At 64.0% G+C, this 17,139-nt stretch carries 17 protein-coding genes; 10 read left to right on the top strand and 7 right to left on the bottom strand.

Annotation, left to right across the window (positions count from 1 at the left end; translation table 11 throughout):
• The first annotated feature begins 281 nt into the window (after positions 1 to 281).
• The 5 genes from rpmF (at position 282) to GRI97_RS06460 (ending at position 3,379) form a co-directional block, all read left to right on the top strand.
• Positions 282 to 461 (top strand): 50S ribosomal protein L32, encoded by a 180-nt coding sequence (gene rpmF / locus GRI97_RS06440; protein WP_161390242.1) that lies wholly within the window; start codon positions 282 to 284, stop codon positions 459 to 461.
• Between the two features lie 27 nt (positions 462 to 488).
• Complete coding sequence (gene plsX / locus GRI97_RS06445; RefSeq protein ID WP_161390243.1) at positions 489 to 1,547, top strand: phosphate acyltransferase PlsX; 1,059 nt, start codon at positions 489 to 491, stop codon at positions 1,545 to 1,547.
• Positions 1,544 to 2,509: a beta-ketoacyl-ACP synthase III gene (locus GRI97_RS06450; RefSeq protein ID WP_161390244.1), complete on the top strand. Its 966-nt coding sequence runs from the start codon at positions 1,544 to 1,546 to the stop codon at positions 2,507 to 2,509. The genes plsX and GRI97_RS06450 overlap by 4 nt, the downstream gene beginning before the upstream one ends.
• A gap of 172 nt (positions 2,510 to 2,681) precedes the next feature.
• Positions 2,682 to 2,984, top strand: coding sequence for an integration host factor subunit alpha (locus GRI97_RS06455; protein ID WP_161390245.1), 303 nt, complete (start codon positions 2,682 to 2,684; stop codon positions 2,982 to 2,984).
• Complete coding sequence (locus tag GRI97_RS06460; RefSeq protein ID WP_328598506.1) at positions 2,981 to 3,379, top strand: MerR family transcriptional regulator; 399 nt, start codon at positions 2,981 to 2,983, stop codon at positions 3,377 to 3,379. Before GRI97_RS06455 ends, GRI97_RS06460 begins: the two co-directional genes overlap by 4 nt.
• A gap of 20 nt (positions 3,380 to 3,399) precedes the next feature.
• On the opposite strand, the gene GRI97_RS06465 is transcribed toward GRI97_RS06460, so the two are convergent.
• Together GRI97_RS06465 and GRI97_RS06470 are read right to left on the bottom strand one after the other, a co-directional pair.
• Positions 3,400 to 4,041 (bottom strand): DUF1826 domain-containing protein, encoded by a 642-nt coding sequence (locus tag GRI97_RS06465; RefSeq protein ID WP_161390246.1) that lies wholly within the window; start codon positions 4,039 to 4,041, stop codon positions 3,400 to 3,402.
• Between the two features lie 10 nt (positions 4,042 to 4,051).
• A complete protein-coding gene (locus tag GRI97_RS06470) occupies positions 4,052 to 4,921 on the bottom strand; it encodes a PhzF family phenazine biosynthesis protein (protein ID WP_235917627.1) in 870 nt (289 codons plus the stop codon).
• A gap of 126 nt (positions 4,922 to 5,047) precedes the next feature.
• Here GRI97_RS06470 and GRI97_RS06475 point away from each other — a divergent pair, with 126 nt between their 5' ends.
• The 5 genes from GRI97_RS06475 to GRI97_RS06495 are packed head-to-tail and all read left to right on the top strand — an operon-like array spanning position 5,048 to position 9,334.
• Positions 5,048 to 5,566: a 2Fe-2S iron-sulfur cluster-binding protein gene (locus tag GRI97_RS06475; protein ID WP_161390247.1), complete on the top strand. Its 519-nt coding sequence runs from the start codon at positions 5,048 to 5,050 to the stop codon at positions 5,564 to 5,566.
• Positions 5,563 to 6,546 carry an FAD binding domain-containing protein gene (locus GRI97_RS06480; RefSeq protein ID WP_161390248.1) on the top strand — a complete coding sequence of 328 codons (984 nt, stop codon included), beginning with the start codon at positions 5,563 to 5,565 and terminating at the stop codon, positions 6,544 to 6,546. The genes GRI97_RS06475 and GRI97_RS06480 overlap by 4 nt, the downstream gene beginning before the upstream one ends.
• A 3-nt stretch (positions 6,547 to 6,549) precedes the next feature.
• Complete coding sequence (locus GRI97_RS06485; protein ID WP_161390249.1) at positions 6,550 to 8,769, top strand: xanthine dehydrogenase family protein molybdopterin-binding subunit; 2,220 nt, start codon at positions 6,550 to 6,552, stop codon at positions 8,767 to 8,769.
• A 9-nt stretch (positions 8,770 to 8,778) separates the two neighbouring features.
• Entirely contained in the window at positions 8,779 to 9,015 is a 237-nt protein-coding gene (locus GRI97_RS06490) for a DUF6771 family protein (RefSeq protein ID WP_328598507.1), read from the top strand.
• A gap of 13 nt (positions 9,016 to 9,028) precedes the next feature.
• The gene (locus GRI97_RS06495) at positions 9,029 to 9,334 is read left to right on the top strand and encodes a hypothetical protein (RefSeq protein WP_161390251.1); all 306 of its coding nucleotides are present in this window, start codon (positions 9,029 to 9,031) and stop codon (positions 9,332 to 9,334) included.
• 425 nt (positions 9,335 to 9,759) lie between these two features.
• On the opposite strand, the gene GRI97_RS06500 is transcribed toward GRI97_RS06495, so the two are convergent.
• The 5 genes from GRI97_RS06500 to GRI97_RS06520 form a co-directional block, all read right to left on the bottom strand.
• The gene (locus GRI97_RS06500; RefSeq protein WP_161390252.1) at positions 9,760 to 10,806 is read right to left on the bottom strand and encodes an aspartate-semialdehyde dehydrogenase; all 1,047 of its coding nucleotides are present in this window, start codon (positions 10,804 to 10,806) and stop codon (positions 9,760 to 9,762) included.
• Between the two features lie 245 nt (positions 10,807 to 11,051).
• Complete coding sequence (locus GRI97_RS06505) at positions 11,052 to 11,585, bottom strand: SixA phosphatase family protein (protein WP_161390253.1); 534 nt, start codon at positions 11,583 to 11,585, stop codon at positions 11,052 to 11,054.
• On the bottom strand, positions 11,586 to 14,330 hold the full coding sequence (locus tag GRI97_RS06510; RefSeq protein WP_161390254.1) for an ATP-dependent DNA helicase: 2,745 nt from the start codon (positions 14,328 to 14,330) through the stop codon (positions 11,586 to 11,588).
• Positions 14,331 to 14,443: 113 nt separating this feature from the next.
• Positions 14,444 to 15,946 carry a tannase/feruloyl esterase family alpha/beta hydrolase gene (locus GRI97_RS06515; RefSeq protein ID WP_161390255.1) on the bottom strand — a complete coding sequence of 501 codons (1,503 nt, stop codon included), beginning with the start codon at positions 15,944 to 15,946 and terminating at the stop codon, positions 14,444 to 14,446.
• 113 nt (positions 15,947 to 16,059) lie between these two features.
• Complete coding sequence (locus GRI97_RS06520) at positions 16,060 to 16,944, bottom strand: mechanosensitive ion channel family protein (protein ID WP_161390256.1); 885 nt, start codon at positions 16,942 to 16,944, stop codon at positions 16,060 to 16,062.
• Positions 16,945 to 17,139: the final 195 nt, after the last annotated feature.

Raw genomic sequence — 17,139 nt, forward strand, 5'->3', positions numbered from 1 at the left:
GGGGCATCACAACAGCTTCGAGTCGAATTGAAACCCGTAAGCCAGCTCTCAGTCGAACAATTGCTTCATTATGTCGTCGCTTTGCCGCAATGGGCGCCTATTCGAGAGTGTTGCCCGGGCATAACCCCGCGCAGCATCGCTTGCGCCGCCGCGAAAAATCGGTATAGCGCGCGGCTTCACCGCATGGTCGCTTCGTCGCCGTTTCCCTTGCGAATGCAGGGGGCATGGCCTAGGGGCAACCGTCAAAGCTGACCTAAAGATTTCAAGGAACAGGTGCCGAAATGGCTGTCCCTAAAAGAAAAGTATCCCCGTCACGTCGTGGCATGCGTCGTTCGCACGATGCGCTGAAGGTTGAAGCCTTCCATGAATGCGGCAATTGCGGCGAACTGAAGCGCCCGCACAATCTGTGCAATGCTTGCGGCCACTACAACGGTCGCGAAGTCGTTTCGGTCGGGCTCTAAGCCCTTACTTAGCCAAGGAATTCGCGCATGAGCTTGCCGCGTATCGCCGTCGATGCGATGGGCGGGGACGAAGGCGTGGGGGTAATGGTGTCCGGCGCGGCTCTCGCCCGCCGGCGGCATGACCGTTTCAAATTCCTGCTTGTGGGTGATGAAGAGCGCATCAAGCGGGCGCTCGATTCTCACCCCAACATGCGCGAAGCATCCGAAATCCTCCATTGTGAGGATGTTGTGGCGGGCGATGAAAAGCCCACCCAGGCGCTTCGTCGTGCCAAGACGACATCCATGGGCCTTGCCATCAATGCGGTAAAACGCGGCGATGCGGGGGCCGCCGTCAGTGCCGGCAATACCGGCGCGCTGATGGCCATGTCCAAGCTGGCCCTGCGCACCATGCCAGGGATCGACCGGCCCGCGCTCGCCGCGCTGATGCCCACGCTCGAAGATCACGATGTGATCATGCTCGATCTGGGCGCGAACACCGAATGCGATGCCCGCAATCTGGTGCAGTTCGCCATCATGGGGGCGGCTTATTCGCGGATCGTGACCGGCAGCGATGCCCCGCGTGTGCGCCTGCTCAACATCGGCACCGAAGACACCAAGGGCACCGAATCGCTCCAGGCTGCCGCCACGCGGCTGCGCGAAGCAACCGGCCTGGCGCTGCGTTTCGAAGGCTTTGTCGAGGCGGACAAGATAAATCGCGGCAATGTCGATGTGGTCGTGACCGACGGATTTTCCGGCAATATCGCCCTGAAGGCGATCGAGGGGGCGGCCCGTTTCGTCACCGATCTGCTGAAAGATGCGTTCCGCAGCTCCGTCCGTTCGAAGATCGGCTTCCTGATCTCCCGCCCGGCGACCGAATTGCTGCGCCATCATCTCGATCCCAACAACCACAATGGCGCCGTTTTCCTCGGCCTCAATGGTGTGGTGGTGAAATCGCACGGCAGCGCCAATGCTGCCGGCGTTGCCAATGCGGTCGCCGTGGCCGCTCGCTTGCTGGAAGAAGACCTGACACACAGGATTGCTGCCGACCTCGCCGAATTGGGGGAAGACCGCCTGCGCGATCATGGCAATGGGATAGTCTACAAGTGATCCGTTCCGTGCTGAAGGGTGTCGGTTCGGCCTTGCCGAAGCGTGCCGTGTCGAATGATGAACTGGCCAGCCAGGTCGACACCAGTGACGAATGGATCCGGGAACGCACCGGCATCACCGTGCGCCATATTGCAGGGGAGGGGGAAACGACCTCCAGCCTGGCAACCGATGCGGCCCGCGCCGCGCTGGCCGATGCGGGCATCGATGCCTCCGCCATTGATCTGATTGTCGTCGCCACGGCCACGCCGGACCAGACTTTCCCCGCCACGGCCACGCTGGTGCAGAATGCCCTGGGCTGCAACGGCGGCGCGGCGTTCGATGTGGCGGCGGTGTGCTCCGGCTTTCTATATGCCTTGAGCACGGCCGATTCGATGCTGCGCTGTGGCATGGCCCGCACTGCGCTGGTGATCGGGGCAGAAACTTTCAGCCGTATTCTGGACTGGGAAGATCGCGCCACCTGCGTGCTGTTCGGCGATGGCGCGGGCGCCTTCGTCCTGGCGGCAGAGGATGTGGCGGAAGATGGCCCGGGCGTGCTCGCCTCGCGCTTGCATGCTGATGGCGCGCACAATCAGTTGCTGTTCGTCGATGGCGGCCCGTCCACCACCGGCACCGTGGGCAAGCTGCGGATGAAGGGGCGCGAAGTGTTTCGCCACGCCGTGGTCAATCTGGCCCAGGTGCTGCAGGAAGTGCTCGAACTCGGCGGTAAGGCGCCGGCGGATATCGACTGGGTCGTGCCGCATCAGGCGAATATGCGCATTCTCGATGCCACCGCCCGCAAGCTCGGCCTGCCGTTCGAAAAAGTGGTGGTCACCGTGGATCGGCATGCCAACACCTCGGCCGCTTCGGTACCGCTGGCGTTTGATGTCGCCTGGCGCGACGGGCGGATCCAGCGCGGCCAATTGGTCATGCTGGAGGCCATGGGCGGCGGCTTCACCTGGGGTGCAAGCCTGCTGCGGGTCTGACCGGAGCATCGCGTTAACCACTCAGGCCGCAACGCTGCATCCCGGCGCGAAATTTTCTAACTAATCCGAGCCATGCGGCGGTTAATTTGTAACCCGCGCCGCTTGCCAGACCATTGCATTTCCTGCATCAAGTCCGCCTTACTGCAAGCAGGTAGAGGGAAGGTTTCGCAATATGATGCGATCCGTGGGCACGCTGACTCGCGCCGATCTGGCCGAAACAATCAACCGTCGCATGGGATTCTCCCGTGCCGAAAGTCTGGCTCTGGTCGAAGAGATCCTGGGCAAGATGGGCGATGCCATGGCTGAAGGCCAGAATGTGAAGATTTCCGGTTTCGGCAGCTTTGTTCTGCGTGACAAGAAGGAACGTATCGGCCGCAACCCCAAGACGGGCGTCGAGGCTGCGATCACGCCCCGCCGCGTGATGACCTTCCGTGCCAGCCAGAAGCTGAAAGACAGGATTTCGGAGGGCGAGTGAGCGACGACCGCCAACTGCGTTTTGACGACGGTAAGGACCCGGGCGCGCTGCGCACCATCGGGGAGCTTTCGCAGGCACTCGACATTCGTCAGCATGTCTTGCGCTATTGGGAACAGCAGTTCCCCATGCTCAAACCGCTCAAGCGCAGTGGCGGCAGGCGCTATTATCGCCCCGAAGATGTGACGCTTGTCGAAACCATCAATCGACTGGTCAATCACGAAGGCTACACGCTGAAGGGGGCCCGCCAGGCGATCGCCGCAAAATCGGTTTCGGAGGCAGAAGCGCAGGCTGCACCGACCGCCCCGATGGCAGAGCCGGCGGCCGTTCTCGCCGCCAGTATCCTGCCTGAATTGCGCCAGATTCGCGATCGGCTTGCTCGCGCACTAGCGGCCTGACCGGCTCGACGCCGGTCATCTCACTCCATCACTGGATCCAGCACCAGCAGCAGGCGCTGCGTGCCAGTTCCCGCAATCGGCGGGGACCGGTGGAGCACGGCAGGCTCCTCCGTCAGCAATCTGCCTTTCAGCACAGCGACATCGCCGGTTTGCAACTGTGCGATATCATCAGGATGCTTTGCCCTGATCCATTGCGTGGCCGGCCCGCGATAGGTGGTGAGCATTCGGTAGGTGACATAATCGGCGTGAAACCGGCGGCAGGCATCGGTCTCGATGATTTCCAGCCGCAGTTTCATTCGCGCGCAGCCGCTGATCTGCGCCAGATGATGGGCCAGTTGCGCAGCATCGGCGGCCAGCAGTCGCGCGGATGGGGCGTCATAACCGGCAATCACCAGATTGGCGGCCAGCCCATCTACCGTGACCGGCAGGTCCAATGTCAGGGTTACGTCGTCGAGTCCGTCCAGATCGAGTGCAGGGAGGGCATCAGCCAGATCTGACGGCAGCGGACGTTGCCACACCGCCATTTCGGCCGCCTCATTACGCAGCGCTTGCAGAGCTGCCGAAGAGGGAGACTGGAAAACCGGGTCGGTGATTGTATTTAAATGATATAACATATCATTCCGTTTAGAGCGATCAGCGCCGCCTGTCCAGCCGCCCCGCATCGCCAGGGTGCTAGGCGAACAGCGTTCCGCTGGCACAGGTTACGCAGGCCCCGCCGATGGAAATGCTGCCCTGGGCGGAAATCCGGACCGCAACACGGCCATCGCGCCCGGTGCGGATACCCTGTGTCGCCGAATAGCGGCCGCCCGCGGGCAGGGCACCGTGCAACTGGCGATAGGCGGCGATGCTGCCATTGCCGCTGCCGCACACGGGATCTTCATTCACCCCGCAGGATGCGGCGAAGGATCGCACTTCGATATCCGCCGAATGACCGTCTGCATGTGCGCCGAAGAGGGAAAGGCCCGTCGCCCCCAGCCTGGCCTCGAAAGCGGCCGATCGGGCGAAGTCGGGCTCAAGGGCGAGCAGGGCCTCTGCACTGGCCGCTTGCGCCACCACCCAGATGGCGCCGACATCGACGATGGCCGGCGGCAGGCTGCGATCCACAGGGGCACCCAGCACCGCCTCCAACTCGTCCACATCGTCTGGCGCCAGTGTGGTTATCGCTGCCTCCGGCAATCCGAGGTGCAGCATCCGCTCCGCGCCCGTCCCCTCGATCGCGATGGTCACCAGCCCCTTCGCGCATTGCTGCACCAGCATGCCGTCGCGTGGCTGGATCAGCCCGGCCTCCAGCACGGCATGGGCGCTGCCCAGCGTGGGATGGCCGGCAAAGGGCAGTTCGGACCGGGGCGTGAAGATGCGCAGCCGATAATCGGCGCCAGCCTGCGTGGCCGGCAGGACGAAGGTCGTCTCCGACAGATTGGTCCAGTTGGCGATTGCCTGCATTTCGCCATCGCTCAGCCCGTCGGCTTCCAGCACCACCGCGACCGGGTTGCCCTTGAACGGCGTGGCGGAGAAGGCATCGACGACGGTGTAGGCGCGCATGATCGGGGTCCGGTTCAAGTGGTCCTGGGGCGGGGCGACTGCATACCAGATCGGAACTGGAACGTCCGGCCATTTCACGGGTTTCGCCCCCATGCAGATGCTCACCGTTCATTCCGGAACAAACCCATGACAGCGGTCACCACGGCGACGCTGACTGTAAATGGCACCGATCGCGCGTTTGAGGGAGATCCACGGCGGAGCCTGCTTGATTTTCTCAGGCTGGATCTGCAGCTCACTGGCACAAAAAAGGGCTGCGATCACGGCCAGTGCGGGGCCTGCACGGTGCTGGTGGATGGCAGAAGGATCAATTCCTGCCTCTCGCTCGCCATCATGCATGATGGGCAGCAGATCACGACGATTGAAGGAATCGGGACACCGGAGGCGCCATCCGCCTTGCAGTCCGCGTTCGTTTGTCATGATGGGTTCCAGTGCGGCTATTGCACCCCCGGGCAAATCGTTTCTGCCACCGCCATGGTCGCCGAACTGGAATGGGGATGGGCCAGCGATGCGGGGCACGATGTCGCCGATGCACCCTTGTTCACCGAAGAGGAAATTCGCGAACGCATGAGCGGCAATCTCTGCCGTTGCGGCGCCTATCCCAACATCGTTGCGGCCATTCGCAGCACCATGGACGATCCGGCATGAAGGCCTTTGCCTATGCCCGCGCCGCCGCCCTTGCCGATGCGCAAAGCGTGAGGGAAGGGGCCAGGATCATCGCTGGCGGAACCAATCTGCTCGATCTGATGAAGCTGGAGGTGGAAACGCCTGACCAGTTGATGGACATCAATCACCTGCCCTTGAGCGGTATCGATGCACATGGTGAAGGTCTTGCCATCGGTGCCCTGGTTACCAACAGCGATTGCGCCGCCGATCTGCGGGTTCGCCACGATTATCCGCTGCTGGCCCAGGCAATTCTGGCCGGTGCCAGCCCGCAATTGCGCAACAAGGCCACCACCGGCGGCAATCTGTGCCAGCGCACCCGCTGCACCTATTTCACCGATACCACGCAGCGCTGCAACAAGCGCGCGCCGGGATCGGGTTGTGGGGCCCAGGGCGGGTACACCCGCCTGCATGCCATTCTGGGGGCCAGCGACGCCTGTATCGCGACCTATCCGGGGGACATGGCGGTCGCGCTTGCCGCGCTCGATGCGCAGATCGTGGTGGAAGGGGTCGCAGGCGAACGCATGGTTGCCGCGCGGGATTTTCATCGACTGCCGGCGGATCATCCTGAACAGGACAATGTTCTTCAGCCCGGCGATGTCATAACGGGGGTGCGCCTTCCTGCCCCGGCAGGCGGGCGGCATATCTATCGCAAGATCCGTGATCGGTCGTCCTACGCGTTTGCGCTGGTTTCGGTTGCTGCGATCGTGACCATGGCGAATGGCCGGATGGATCGCGTTCGAATTGCCTTTGGCGGGCTTGCGCACAAGCCGTGGCACGATCCGGAGGTGGAGGCAGCTCTCGTCGGGCAGGTGCCTGACCCTGCCCTGTTCGATCGGGCGGCCGACATTCTGCTGCGCGACGCACAGGGGCAAGGCAGCAATGATTTCAAGATCCCGCTGGTCCGTCGCGCATTGATCGCGACCCTGATCGAAGCGACCTCCAACGCACCGACGGGAGCGTGACGAATGTTCGGCATGTACAACAAGCCTGATACGGACAATTTCCTCGACACCACCGCCCAGGGGCTGATCGGTGCTCCGCTTGACCGGCCGGAGGGGAAGCTCAAGGTCACCGGGACAGCGTGCTACGCTGCCGAATATGTGCTGCCGGATTGTGTGGAAGGCGCCTTTGTTCTGGCCCCCATCTCTGCCGGCACGGTCAAATGGATCGATCGCGCTTCCATCGCGGGCATGCCCGGCGTCCTCGGCGTTTTTGCAGATGATGCCATGCTTCGCCGCGCTGCCCAGGGGACTGCAGGGAAGGCGCCGGCCCAGGGCGTGCAGACAGTGGATTACTTCGGTCAGCCCGTGGCCCTGGTCGTTGCCGAAACCTTCGAACAGGCTGTCGCCGCCGCCAATGCGCTGCAAATCGAATATGCTGCGACCGATCCCGTGCAACTCGATTTCGATCCCGAGGCAGAGACCACGCCCGTTGTTGATGCGCGCGAAGACAGCGCAGTCGACCAGGGCGATCTGGATCAGGCGATGCGCGACGCCATTCACAGCGTCGATGTCACCTATCGGACGGAAGCGCATGCCGCCGCTGCCATGGAACCGCATGCGGCCATGGCGGAATGGAACGATGATCATCTTACCCTGCGTGGCAGCTACCAGATGATCGGGCACAATGTCGCAGAACTGGCAGACAGCCTGGGCATTTCCGAAAAGAATGTCCGCATCCTCGCACCCTATGTGGGTGGCGGCTTCGGTTCCAAACTCGGCATTTCCTATGAAGCGGTTGCTGCGGCCATCGCCGCGCGGGAACTGGCGCGGCCGGTCCGCGTCGTGCTCAGCCGGCAGCAGGTGTTTCGCGCGGTCATGCGCCGTTCGGAAACCCGCCAGCACATCCGGCTTGCCGCCGATGCCGAAGGGCGGCTGACCGGGATCGGGCATGAGGCGCTGACGTCCAATCTGCCGGACGAGGATTTTGCAGAGCCGGTAACCCAGGCCACCGATTTCCTGTATCGCGGGGAGCATCGACGCCTCGCCGTAAAGCGGGCCAAGATCGCGCGCACGCCGGCAGGTTCGGTGCGCGCCCCTGGCGAAGCTGTCGGCATGCAAGCACTCGAAGCGGCGATGGACGAACTGGCCGAACGCGTCGGCCTGGATCCGGTCGAACTGCGCCTGCGCAACATCCCGGAACGGCATCCGTCGAGCGGCACGCCCTACAGTTCTCGCATGCTGGCGCAGGCCCTTGAAGAAGGGGCGCGCAGTTTCGGCTGGGATCGCCGCAAGCCGCAGCCTTGCGCCAGGCGGGAAGGGGATTGGTGGATCGGAATGGGCATGGCCTCCGCCGCCCGCGTCAACATGATGATGCCGGCAAAAGCCCGCGTTACCCTGACCCCGCAGGGTGGCCTGGTGGTGGAAAGCGACCAGACCGATATCGGCACCGGCAGCTACGCCATTCTGGGTCAGATCGCCGGCGAAACTCTTGGGATTCCCATCGATCATGTCAGTGTGCGCCTGGGTGACAGTGCCCTGCCGACCGGTGCCGGGTCAGGCGGCAGCTTCGGCGCTATTTCCACCGGTTCAGCGGTGCTGAGCGCCAGCCGCGCGATCCGTAAAACGCTTGCGTCGCGTTTGGGTTGCCGGACGGATGAGCTGGTGCTGCGCGACGGGCACGCCGCTGGGGGCAACCGCAGCGCTTCCATCGCCGATCTCGTCGGAGAAGAGGCGTTGGTCGAAACAGGCCGTATCAAGCCGGGCAAGACGGCGATGCAATATACGCAGGCCAGCTACGGCGCGTTTTTTGCAGAAGTGGCCGTGAATGTCTGGACCGGGGAGACCCGCGTCCGCAGGATGACCGGTGCTTTCGGATTTGGCCGGGTGCTGAATGCGAAAACGGCACGGTCCCAGTGCCTGGGCGGTATGGTGTGGTGCATCGGCAGCGCGCTGACGGAAGAGCTGGCATTCGACCGGCGCGATGGTCATCTCGCCAATCCGGATCTCGCCGAATATCACGTGCCTGTTCATCGCGATGTGCCCGATCTTGATGTCATCCTGCTGGAAGAACGCGATCCGGCCGCCAGCCCGCTCCAGGCCAAAGGCGTGGGCGAGCTCGGGATTTGCGGTGGAGCAGGCGCCATCTGCAACGCCATCTACAATGCCTGCGGGGTGCGGGTGCGCAGCTTCCCGATGACGCTGGACAAGATCATCGAACACCTGCCCGACCCGCTGGCAAACTGATCGGGCAGGGTGATCACGAGGTTGCAAATTGTTCCTTGTTTGTTCCATACTCATTGGATGGAACGAATCGACCCGCTTATCGTGTGTGAGGCCATTCTGACGGTGCCGGACTGGGCTCGTCTCGGCATCGCCACGCCAGACAAGGCCATGCGTCAGAAAGCTGCCCAGGAAATGGCAGAAAGCGTTATCCGCGCTCTGACCACGCAATCGGATGATGATCGCTGCCAATTGGCCCTGCCTCTGTGATGCGGGCAGGAATATGGGCAGCCCCGCAAATTTGAGATGGCGGACGCTGAATGATTACCGGCGACAGCAGGCCAATCTGGCGGCCACTTGCGGCAAATGCCGACGGACTGCCATCCTCGACATCAACAAGCTGATCCACTGGTTCTTCCTGCAACAGTGGAATGACGCCATCCCGGTTGTCGAACGCCGGCTGTACTGCGTGAAGTGTCGCCGGCGGCCAAGTGATCTCAAGCCCACCACCCAGGCGCCCGATCATCTGCCGTTTTTCCCGCGCAATGATATGGAATGGCGAAGTGTGATCCGGCGGTTGCGGGATTAGCCGGGGGCAGGGGTACCCTGCGCGGCGCGTCGTTCTGCGATCAGCGCCACGTAGCGTCCGCGCCGTTTGGCCGGCGAGGTGGCAATGAGTCTCCTTCCAGCCATAGGTTGAAGCGATGATATTAATGTCGTGCAACAGCCGGGCTAAGGTATTGTCGATGTCGTCCGCCACCAAGATGACAAGATTCTGCCGGGTCCGGATTGCTTCTCCGCACTGTGAACAGGTTGTTTCGACTGTTCAGTACCCTGGCAGTGGATTGCCGGTGGGCAAGAAAAAAGGCCCAACCGTTGCCGGCGGGCCTTGGAGTTTTGGGAGAGGATGCCTGAAAGGCACCCCCTTTATCCATCAGCGAGCCCGGATCCTCAAACGCAAAAGCCGCATCAACTGATGCAGTTCTTGCAACTCAGGGGAAAGGGCGCAGGATTTTAGGCCGTCTTCAGCATCCGCTCGGCAATCTGCACTGCGTTCAGCGCGGCGCCCTTGCGCAGATTGTCGCTCGCGACGAACAGCACCAGCCCGTGTTCGACCGAACGATCCGGGCGCACGCGGCCTACGAAAACGGGGTCCTGGCCCGTCGCATCGAGCGGGTTGGGCACGTCGACCACTTCCACGCCCTCTGCCTGGTTGAGCAGTTCCAGCGCGCGTTCCACGTCGATTGCGCTGTCGAATTCGGCATTGATGGACAGGGCATGGCCGGTGAACACCGGTACGCGCACGCAGGTGCCCGATACGGCCAGGTTCGGCAGCTTCAGGATCTTGCGGCTTTCATCGCGCAGCTTCAGTTCTTCTTCGGTGTAGCCGTCTTCGCCCAGCACATAGTTCAGCGGCACCACATTGTAGGCGATCGGCACGGCCCACTTGCGCACTTCGCCCAGATCCACGGCCTTGCCGTCGCGCGCCAGACCGGCGCAGCCATCGGCGCCCGCCACGGCCTGATCGCGCAGCACTTCCACGCCTTCCACGCCGCCGCCGGACACCGCCTGATAGGTGCTGGCCACCAGCCGCTTCAACCCGGCTGCATCATGCAGCGGCTTCAGAACGGGCATGGCTGCCATGGTGGTGCAATTGGGGTTGGCGACGATGCCCTTGGGCAGGTTGGCCAGCGCATCGGGGTTCACCTCTGCCACCACCAGCGGCACTTCGGGGTCCGAACGCCAGGCGCTGGAATTGTCGATCACCACCGCGCCGGCCGCTGCCACGACCGGGGCCAGCCGCTTGGAGGTGGAACCACCGGCCGAAAAGAACACCACGTCCAGCCCGGCGTAATCGGCGGTATCGGCATCCTCGACCGTCACTTCGCCACCGGCAAAGGGAATGGTCTTGCCGGCCGAACGGGCAGAGGCGAACACGCGCAGCGATGCCAGCGGAAATCCGCGTTCTGCCAGCAGTTCCAGCATCATGCCGCCCACCAGACCGGTGGCACCGACGATGCCGACGTTGGGATTGGCGGGAAGGTTTTGAATTGACGTCATGCTATGGTCTCCTGGCTGGGCAGAGACGCGGGGCATCACATTCCTGATGGAAGGCCCCGCGTTCCGCAGGGCTGTGTCCGGGGCTGGCTTGTCAGTTAGCCAGCGCAACCCGGACCGCCCCGCGCATGCGGGTCGGTTTCGGGGTAATAATAATGATCGGTTTCCGGAACATCGCGCGGGCCGTTAAACCCATCGTGCGCGGCTGTAAACCGGAAATGAAGTTGCGGGCAGGGATGCCCGACCTGTTATCGAAACTTTTCCGGCCCCAGATCCGGGTCCATATCGCGCGGGCGGGCCAGATGGACGATGCGGCCGCATCCGCGCTGGACGTCGCGCCAGTCGTCGATCGCCAGTTCCAGCACGGCGAAGGTTGCCGTGGGGAATTTCTGCGCCGCGATGGCGAACAGGTCGTTTTCGTTTTCGCGTGCCACCAGGGCGAAGATGGTTTCTTCCAGCCCCGGATTGTGGCCGACCAACAGCACGGAATCGCAGGTCTTGCCGCGTTCGCGCAGCAGTTCTTCCAGTGTCGGATAATCGGCCAGATAGGCGCGCATGTCCCAGTCGATGGGATAATCGAGCCCGCTGGCGTCCAGCGTGCGGCGCACGCGTTCGGCCGGGCTGGCGACGATCTTGTCCCAATCCACGCCATGGCTGCGGATATGGGCCCCCATCAGCGCGGCGCCCGCGCGGCCGCGATTGTTCAGCCCCCGATCGAAATCGCGCAGCGTCCGATCGTCCCAATCGGACTTGGCATGGCGCAGAAGGCCGAGACGCTTCACCTAATCGCGTTCCACTTCAGAAGAATGGACAGGCAAATCCGCCTGTTGATCCAGCCGTGAAACACCGGGCGCGACGCGTTGTAAAGCCTCCTCCAGCGTCAGGCGGATGATCGGCGTGCCTTCCGGGAAGGCGGAAAGCAGGCGCGAGGGGAAGGCCGATGACAGGACGATGAAATGGCCCCGGTCATCCTTGCTCCGGATCAGCCGGCCGAATGCCTGCGCCAGCCGTGCGCGGATAATTCGGTCATCATGCGCGGTGGCGCTGCCCCCGGCGGCTGCGGCAGCGGCCCGGCGCGCGCGGTGCAGGATCGATGGCTTGGGCCAGGGCACCTGTTCCATCACCACGCAGCGCAGCGATTCGCCCGGCACATCCACCCCGTCGCGCAGGGCATCGGTGCCCAGCAGCGAACTGCGCGCATCATCGCGGAAGATATCGACCAGCGTGCCCGTGTCGATCGGGTCGACATGCTGGGCATAGAGCGGCAAGCCGGCGCGGGCGAGCCGGTCGGCAATCCGCCCATGCACGGCGCGCAGCCGGCGCACGGCGGTGAACAGTCCCAGCACGCCGCCGCCGCAGGCTTCGATGATCCGGCCATAGGCGCCCGCCAGCCCGGCCAGATCGCCTTTTTTCACATCGGTCACGATCAGCACTTCGGCATTGCGCGCATAATCGAACGGGCTCTCCGCACTGGCGAGCAGCACCTTGCCATCGATATGGTTGGCGCCGGATCGCGCCAGCGCGCTGTCCCAGTTCTTGCTGTCGCGCAGCGTGGCGCTGGTCAGGGCAACGCCATGGGCAGGTTCCAGCACCACCCGGGCGAAGGGTTTCATCGGATCGAGGAATCGCCGGTGCAGCCCGACGTCATATTCACGCGCTTCGGACCGGTCGACCGCCAGCCAGTCGACGAATTCCGGGTCCGGCGCGCCGCCCAGCCGGTTCAGCATCGCTTCCCAGGCGGCCAGCGTATCCACCCGCCAGCCGATCGATTGGCGCGCGCCTTCGATCCGGGCCCGCCCGGCGCCGTCCAGCCAGTCCGGCCCGTCCTCCACCAGCGTTTCCAGCCTCAGCGACAGGCGGATCAGCGGCTGGCGGATCGCCGCCAGCGTGGCTGCGGCCTGCTGCGCCAGTTCGACGAAATTGCCTTCCAGCCCGGCGGCCTCGGTTTCGATGGCATAGCCGGCTTCCTGTCCGCCGCTTTCATCGCGGGCATAGGTTACCGCGCGCACGGCGGCGAGCAAGGACTCCATCGGACCCCAGGGCTCGCCCTCTGCCAGCCGCTGCAGCCAGCCGTCGGACGGCAGCAGTTCGGCCGCATCGCGCGCGGCGGCAATCGCGCGTCCGCCTTCCTCGTCATAGCTGGCGACATCGGCCAGCCGGGCGGACAGGCCGCGCCGTCGCCCGCGCGATCCGCGCTCCGGCCCGATGATCCAGCGGCGCATCTCGATCGCTTCCTGCCCGGTCAGCGCCGCGGCAAAGGTGCTGTCCGCCGCGTCGAACACATGATGGCCTTCGTCGAAGATGATCCGCGTCGGCCGCTGCGCATGGTCGCGCCCGCGCGCGGCATTCACCATCACAAGCGCGTGGTTGGCGATCACCAGCTGCGCCTGCGCGCTGGCGCGGGCGGCATGTTCGATGAAGCATTTGCGGTAATGCGGGCAGCCGGCGTAGACGCATTCGCCGCGCTGATCGGTCAGCGACTTGATGGCGCGGTTGCGGAACAGCGTGCCCAGCCAGCCGGGCAGATCGCCGCCGATCATGTCGCCATCCTGGCTATAGGCGGCCCAGCGCCCGACCAGCTGCGCCAGGATCGCCGCTCGTCCGCCGAACCCGCCCTGTAGTGCATCTTCCAGATTGAGCAGGCAGAGGTAATTCTCCCGCCCCTTGCGCACCACCACCGGCGCATGGTCGCGCACCTGTTCGGGCGGCCAGGCACGGGCGCTTTCGCGGCGCAGCTGGCGTTGCAGATTCTTGGTATAGGTCGACACCCATACCGTCCCGTCGGATTTTTCCGCCCACAGCGATGCGGGCGCCAGATAACCCAGCGTCTTGCCGATCCCGGTGCCGGCCTGCGCCAGCAATAGATGCGGCGCCGTGCGGGAAGGGCGGGGGGCGAAGATGCGGCCCACTTCGCGCGAAAACATCTTCTGCCCTTCGCGCCGTTCGGCCGTGGCGCCGGTCAGATGTTCGAGCCTGGCATCGATTTCGGGATCGCTCAGATGGGTCGGGGCGGGCGGGTTGCGCTCGGCCGCCTCTTCCCATTCGGGCAGGCGTGCGAACAGCCATTTTTCCGCCCGCTGCGGCTGGCGCACATGCGGGCTCAGCACCTGCGCCCAGGGCCAGCGCTGGCGGATCAGCGATTGCAGCACGCTCCAGGCGCCATCGCGCTCGGCCCAGTCCTCGCTCTCGCAGCGTTCCAGCAGCAGCCCGGCACATTGCTGCAACAGCGCCGGCACGGCGTCATCGCTGGCCGGTTCGGGCAGGCCCAGCACATGGGCGATGCCCTTGGGCGTGGGCACCACGAAGCGCGCGGGATGCACGAAGGCGAAGAGTTCCAGCAGGTCGAGCCCGGACAAATCGGGATAGCCAAGCCGGCTGGCGACCAGCGGGGCGTTGAGCATCAGCAGCGGCGTATCCGCCGTGGCGACGATCGCCTGCCCCTTGCCGACCGCACGGGTGGTGTCACCATCGCGCAGCCAGGTGCCGCTGTGGCTGGCGTGAATGGCAGGGAGGATCAGCGCAGGCATGGCCGCAAACAGATGGGGTAAAGGGAACGAAAAGTAAACAAAGCGCCGGGGATATCGGCATGTTCAGCGGAACCGGCGGCGATGGACGCCGCCGGTCCCACATCATTCCTGCATCAGCTCTTGCGCGGCACGCACTGCCAGCCGGCGGGATCATTGGCATCACCATTGCCGCCGAATTGGGCGACATTGGGCCAGGCGCAATGCGGGCGAGTCAGCGATTTGTCGGCCTTGGTGCCGATCAGGCGGTCGGGTGCCTTGTCGGAACCGACCCAGGCATCCAGCGCATCGAGCAGGCCGACCTGATCCGCGCCCGGTCCGCCACGGCAATGTTCCACGCCCGGCATCAGGAAGTATCGCATGCTGTTGGCGGCGGCTGCATTGCCGTCCATCACCTTGAGCGCATAATCCGTGGTGCCGACCGGGCTGGGGCCGGGATCGTTTTCGCCATGCCACAGGATCAGCTTGCCGCCGCGTTCGAAGAAGGGGCTGAGGTTGGGGTCCTTGGCCTCATACATCGCAGCAAAGGCGCTGGATCGAACTTGCGGTACATCCACATCGGGGCGGAAATTGTCGAAATCGACCGCGCGTGAACCGAACAGCAGCGATTTCAGCCCCAGCAGCCCGCCGCCACGGGTCGGGTCGGTACCCTTGCCCTCGGTGCTCATATAGCGGCTCCAGCCCGCTTCCCCGCCGCGGGTAAGCGGGAACATCGCCCATTGTCCGTCGCTCGACCGCACACCGTCATAGGCGGTTTTCAGCGTGGTCACCTGCGTGGGGGACAGGCAGGTGGCGGTCTTCGCCCCGGTGCACTGGATTTCTGCCGGGTCCCAGCGGCATTGCTGCGGATCATTGATCAGCCCATCTGTGGCGCCATCGGCCGCGTCGCAGGATTTCAGCGCGGCGTCCTGCGCCAGCTTCAGATCGGCCTCCGAAAATCCGGCATTGGCGCGCGCGAATGTGTTGTTGCGCAGCACCGCGCTGGTCTGCACCTGCAGCGTGTAGACCGGGGCACCGGCGATGATCGCATCGTAATCATCGGGGTAACGCTGCGCTTCCATCAGCGCCATGCGCCCGCCGGTGGAACAGCCCTGGAAATAGGCGCGCTCCTGCGGCTTTTCATAGAATGCCTGGACCAGCGTCTTGCCCGCGACGGTCATCTCATGGATCGCGCGATGGCTGAAATCGGTCGCCGCTTCGGGGTTGGCGGTCCAGCTGTTGTCCCACACTTCGGTGCTGGTATGGCCGCCATCGGTCTGCAGCGTGGCATAGCCCTTGCTGATCCCTTCGCTGGCCGCTTCCAGCGTGACATTGCCGGCCCAGCCGCCGCCGCCGATCCCCAGCACCTTGCCGTTCCATTCGGCCGGCAGGCGATAGACCACGCCGATGCGCGATCCTTCGGCGGGGGAAAGCACGGCGGTGACTTCGCAGAAGGCAGGCAGTTCGCCAGCGGCGGCAACCCATTTCCCGCTGGCCTGCGTGGCGCCGAGCGACGCAGCGGTCAAAGCGGTGCAACCGGCTTCGGTCCCCGTCGCGACCGAGGCAATTTTGGTATCATCGGCCGAACTGCATCCGGCAGCCAGCGCCGCCAGGCTGACGGCGGCGAAAATCCGCTTCATGGGTCTCTCCTCCCCTCAAGACATCTGTTCTGGGGCCGCTGCGCAGGATCGCTCTTGCCGGGCCTGTTCCATTATCCTGCCATTGCCGGGGGCAAAGTCCAGTCGCAAGCCGCCTATTGATCCGCGTCAGCCTGCTCGCGGGGGAAGGGGGGCGGCTCGGCCCCTTCCTTGTAGGCATAGGTCACCGAGCCGTCGTTCAGTTCGACCCCGGCTTCTTCCAGCGCATCCTTGATGGCGTAGATGACGTCGGCCTTCACCCGCTGCATGTCATCGTGCGACGTGTCGACCCACCAGCGCAGCACGAAGCGCACCGATCCGGTTTCGAATGCCTGGGCATAGACGTCCTGCGTGCGCCCATCCACCACGACGCCCTTCGCGGATTTCAGCGTCTTGCGCATGGTTTCCTCGGCCAGGCGCAGATCGCAATCGTCATTGATCAACAAGGTCATATCATCTCGGCGCTGCGGCTGGTCGGTCAGGATCTTGGTGTTGCCCTTGAAGATTGTCGCATTGGGCAGAATGGTCAGTTCGCCGGAAAATTGCCGGATGTGCGTCTCGCGCAGCGTCACCCGTTCGACTTTCCCGCTGACGCCATCGGCTTCGACATTGTCGCCGATGCGCATCTTGTCGCGCAGCATGATCAGCACGCCGGCCAGGAAGTTCTGGAAGATATCCTGAAACGCAAAACCGACCGCCAGCGCACCGACGCCCAGCCCGGCAATCAGCCCGGCCGGCGTGAAGCCGGGCACGGCGATGGTGGCGGCAATCAACAGGCCGAAAATCCAGATGAACAGCCGTATCAGCGTGCGGATCAGCTGTTTCAACGCTTCGCGCATATGGGTATGGCCGATGAACCGCTTGGCAATGCGACTGGCCAGCTTCGCCACGCCCCAGGTCAGCACCAGCACGACGGCGGCAATCACCAGATTGGGCAGCGATGCAATCATTGCCTCGGTCATGCCGACCACTTGATTGCGAAGAATGGTCAGATAATCCAAATGCCCGCTCCTGGCCCAAATTATCAACGCTGCGGCATGCACGCCGGATAACCCCGATCCAACCGGGTTTGCCCTTGATGGTTCCGAAATGGAACCGATGCCGTTCGGGCGCCACCGTGCGGTACGGAAAGAGCAGCGCTCTCCGGGTGGCCGAAACGCCACAGCCATGCGGTGGGTTGAGTTGCTTCTTGCGAA

The organism is Croceibacterium xixiisoli (assembly GCF_009827305.1).
In the GTDB taxonomy this organism is placed as follows: domain Bacteria; phylum Pseudomonadota; class Alphaproteobacteria; order Sphingomonadales; family Sphingomonadaceae; genus Croceibacterium_C; species Croceibacterium_C xixiisoli.

Bases quoted from the DNA above. Each gene is read 5' to 3' on its own strand.
- rpmF (WP_161390242.1), top strand. From the start codon at position 282: ATGGCTGTCCCTAAAAGAAAAGTATCCCCGTCACGTCGTGGCATGCGT.
- plsX (WP_161390243.1), top strand. From the start codon at position 489: ATGAGCTTGCCGCGTATCGCCGTCGATGCGATGGGCGGGGACGAAGGC.
- GRI97_RS06455 (WP_161390245.1), top strand. From the start codon at position 2,682: ATGATGCGATCCGTGGGCACGCTGACTCGCGCCGATCTGGCCGAAACA.
- GRI97_RS06465 (WP_161390246.1), bottom strand. From the start codon at position 4,041: ATGCGGGGCGGCTGGACAGGCGGCGCTGATCGCTCTAAACGGAATGAT.
- GRI97_RS06470 (WP_235917627.1), bottom strand. From the start codon at position 4,921: ATGCGCGCCTACACCGTCGTCGATGCCTTCTCCGCCACGCCGTTCAAG.
- GRI97_RS06475 (WP_161390247.1), top strand. From the start codon at position 5,048: ATGACAGCGGTCACCACGGCGACGCTGACTGTAAATGGCACCGATCGC.
- GRI97_RS06480 (WP_161390248.1), top strand. From the start codon at position 5,563: ATGAAGGCCTTTGCCTATGCCCGCGCCGCCGCCCTTGCCGATGCGCAA.
- GRI97_RS06485 (WP_161390249.1), top strand. From the start codon at position 6,550: ATGTTCGGCATGTACAACAAGCCTGATACGGACAATTTCCTCGACACC.
- GRI97_RS06495 (WP_161390251.1), top strand. From the start codon at position 9,029: ATGGGCAGCCCCGCAAATTTGAGATGGCGGACGCTGAATGATTACCGG.
- GRI97_RS06500 (WP_161390252.1), bottom strand. From the start codon at position 10,806: ATGACGTCAATTCAAAACCTTCCCGCCAATCCCAACGTCGGCATCGTC.
- GRI97_RS06510 (WP_161390254.1), bottom strand. From the start codon at position 14,330: ATGCCTGCGCTGATCCTCCCTGCCATTCACGCCAGCCACAGCGGCACC.
- GRI97_RS06515 (WP_161390255.1), bottom strand. From the start codon at position 15,946: ATGAAGCGGATTTTCGCCGCCGTCAGCCTGGCGGCGCTGGCTGCCGGA.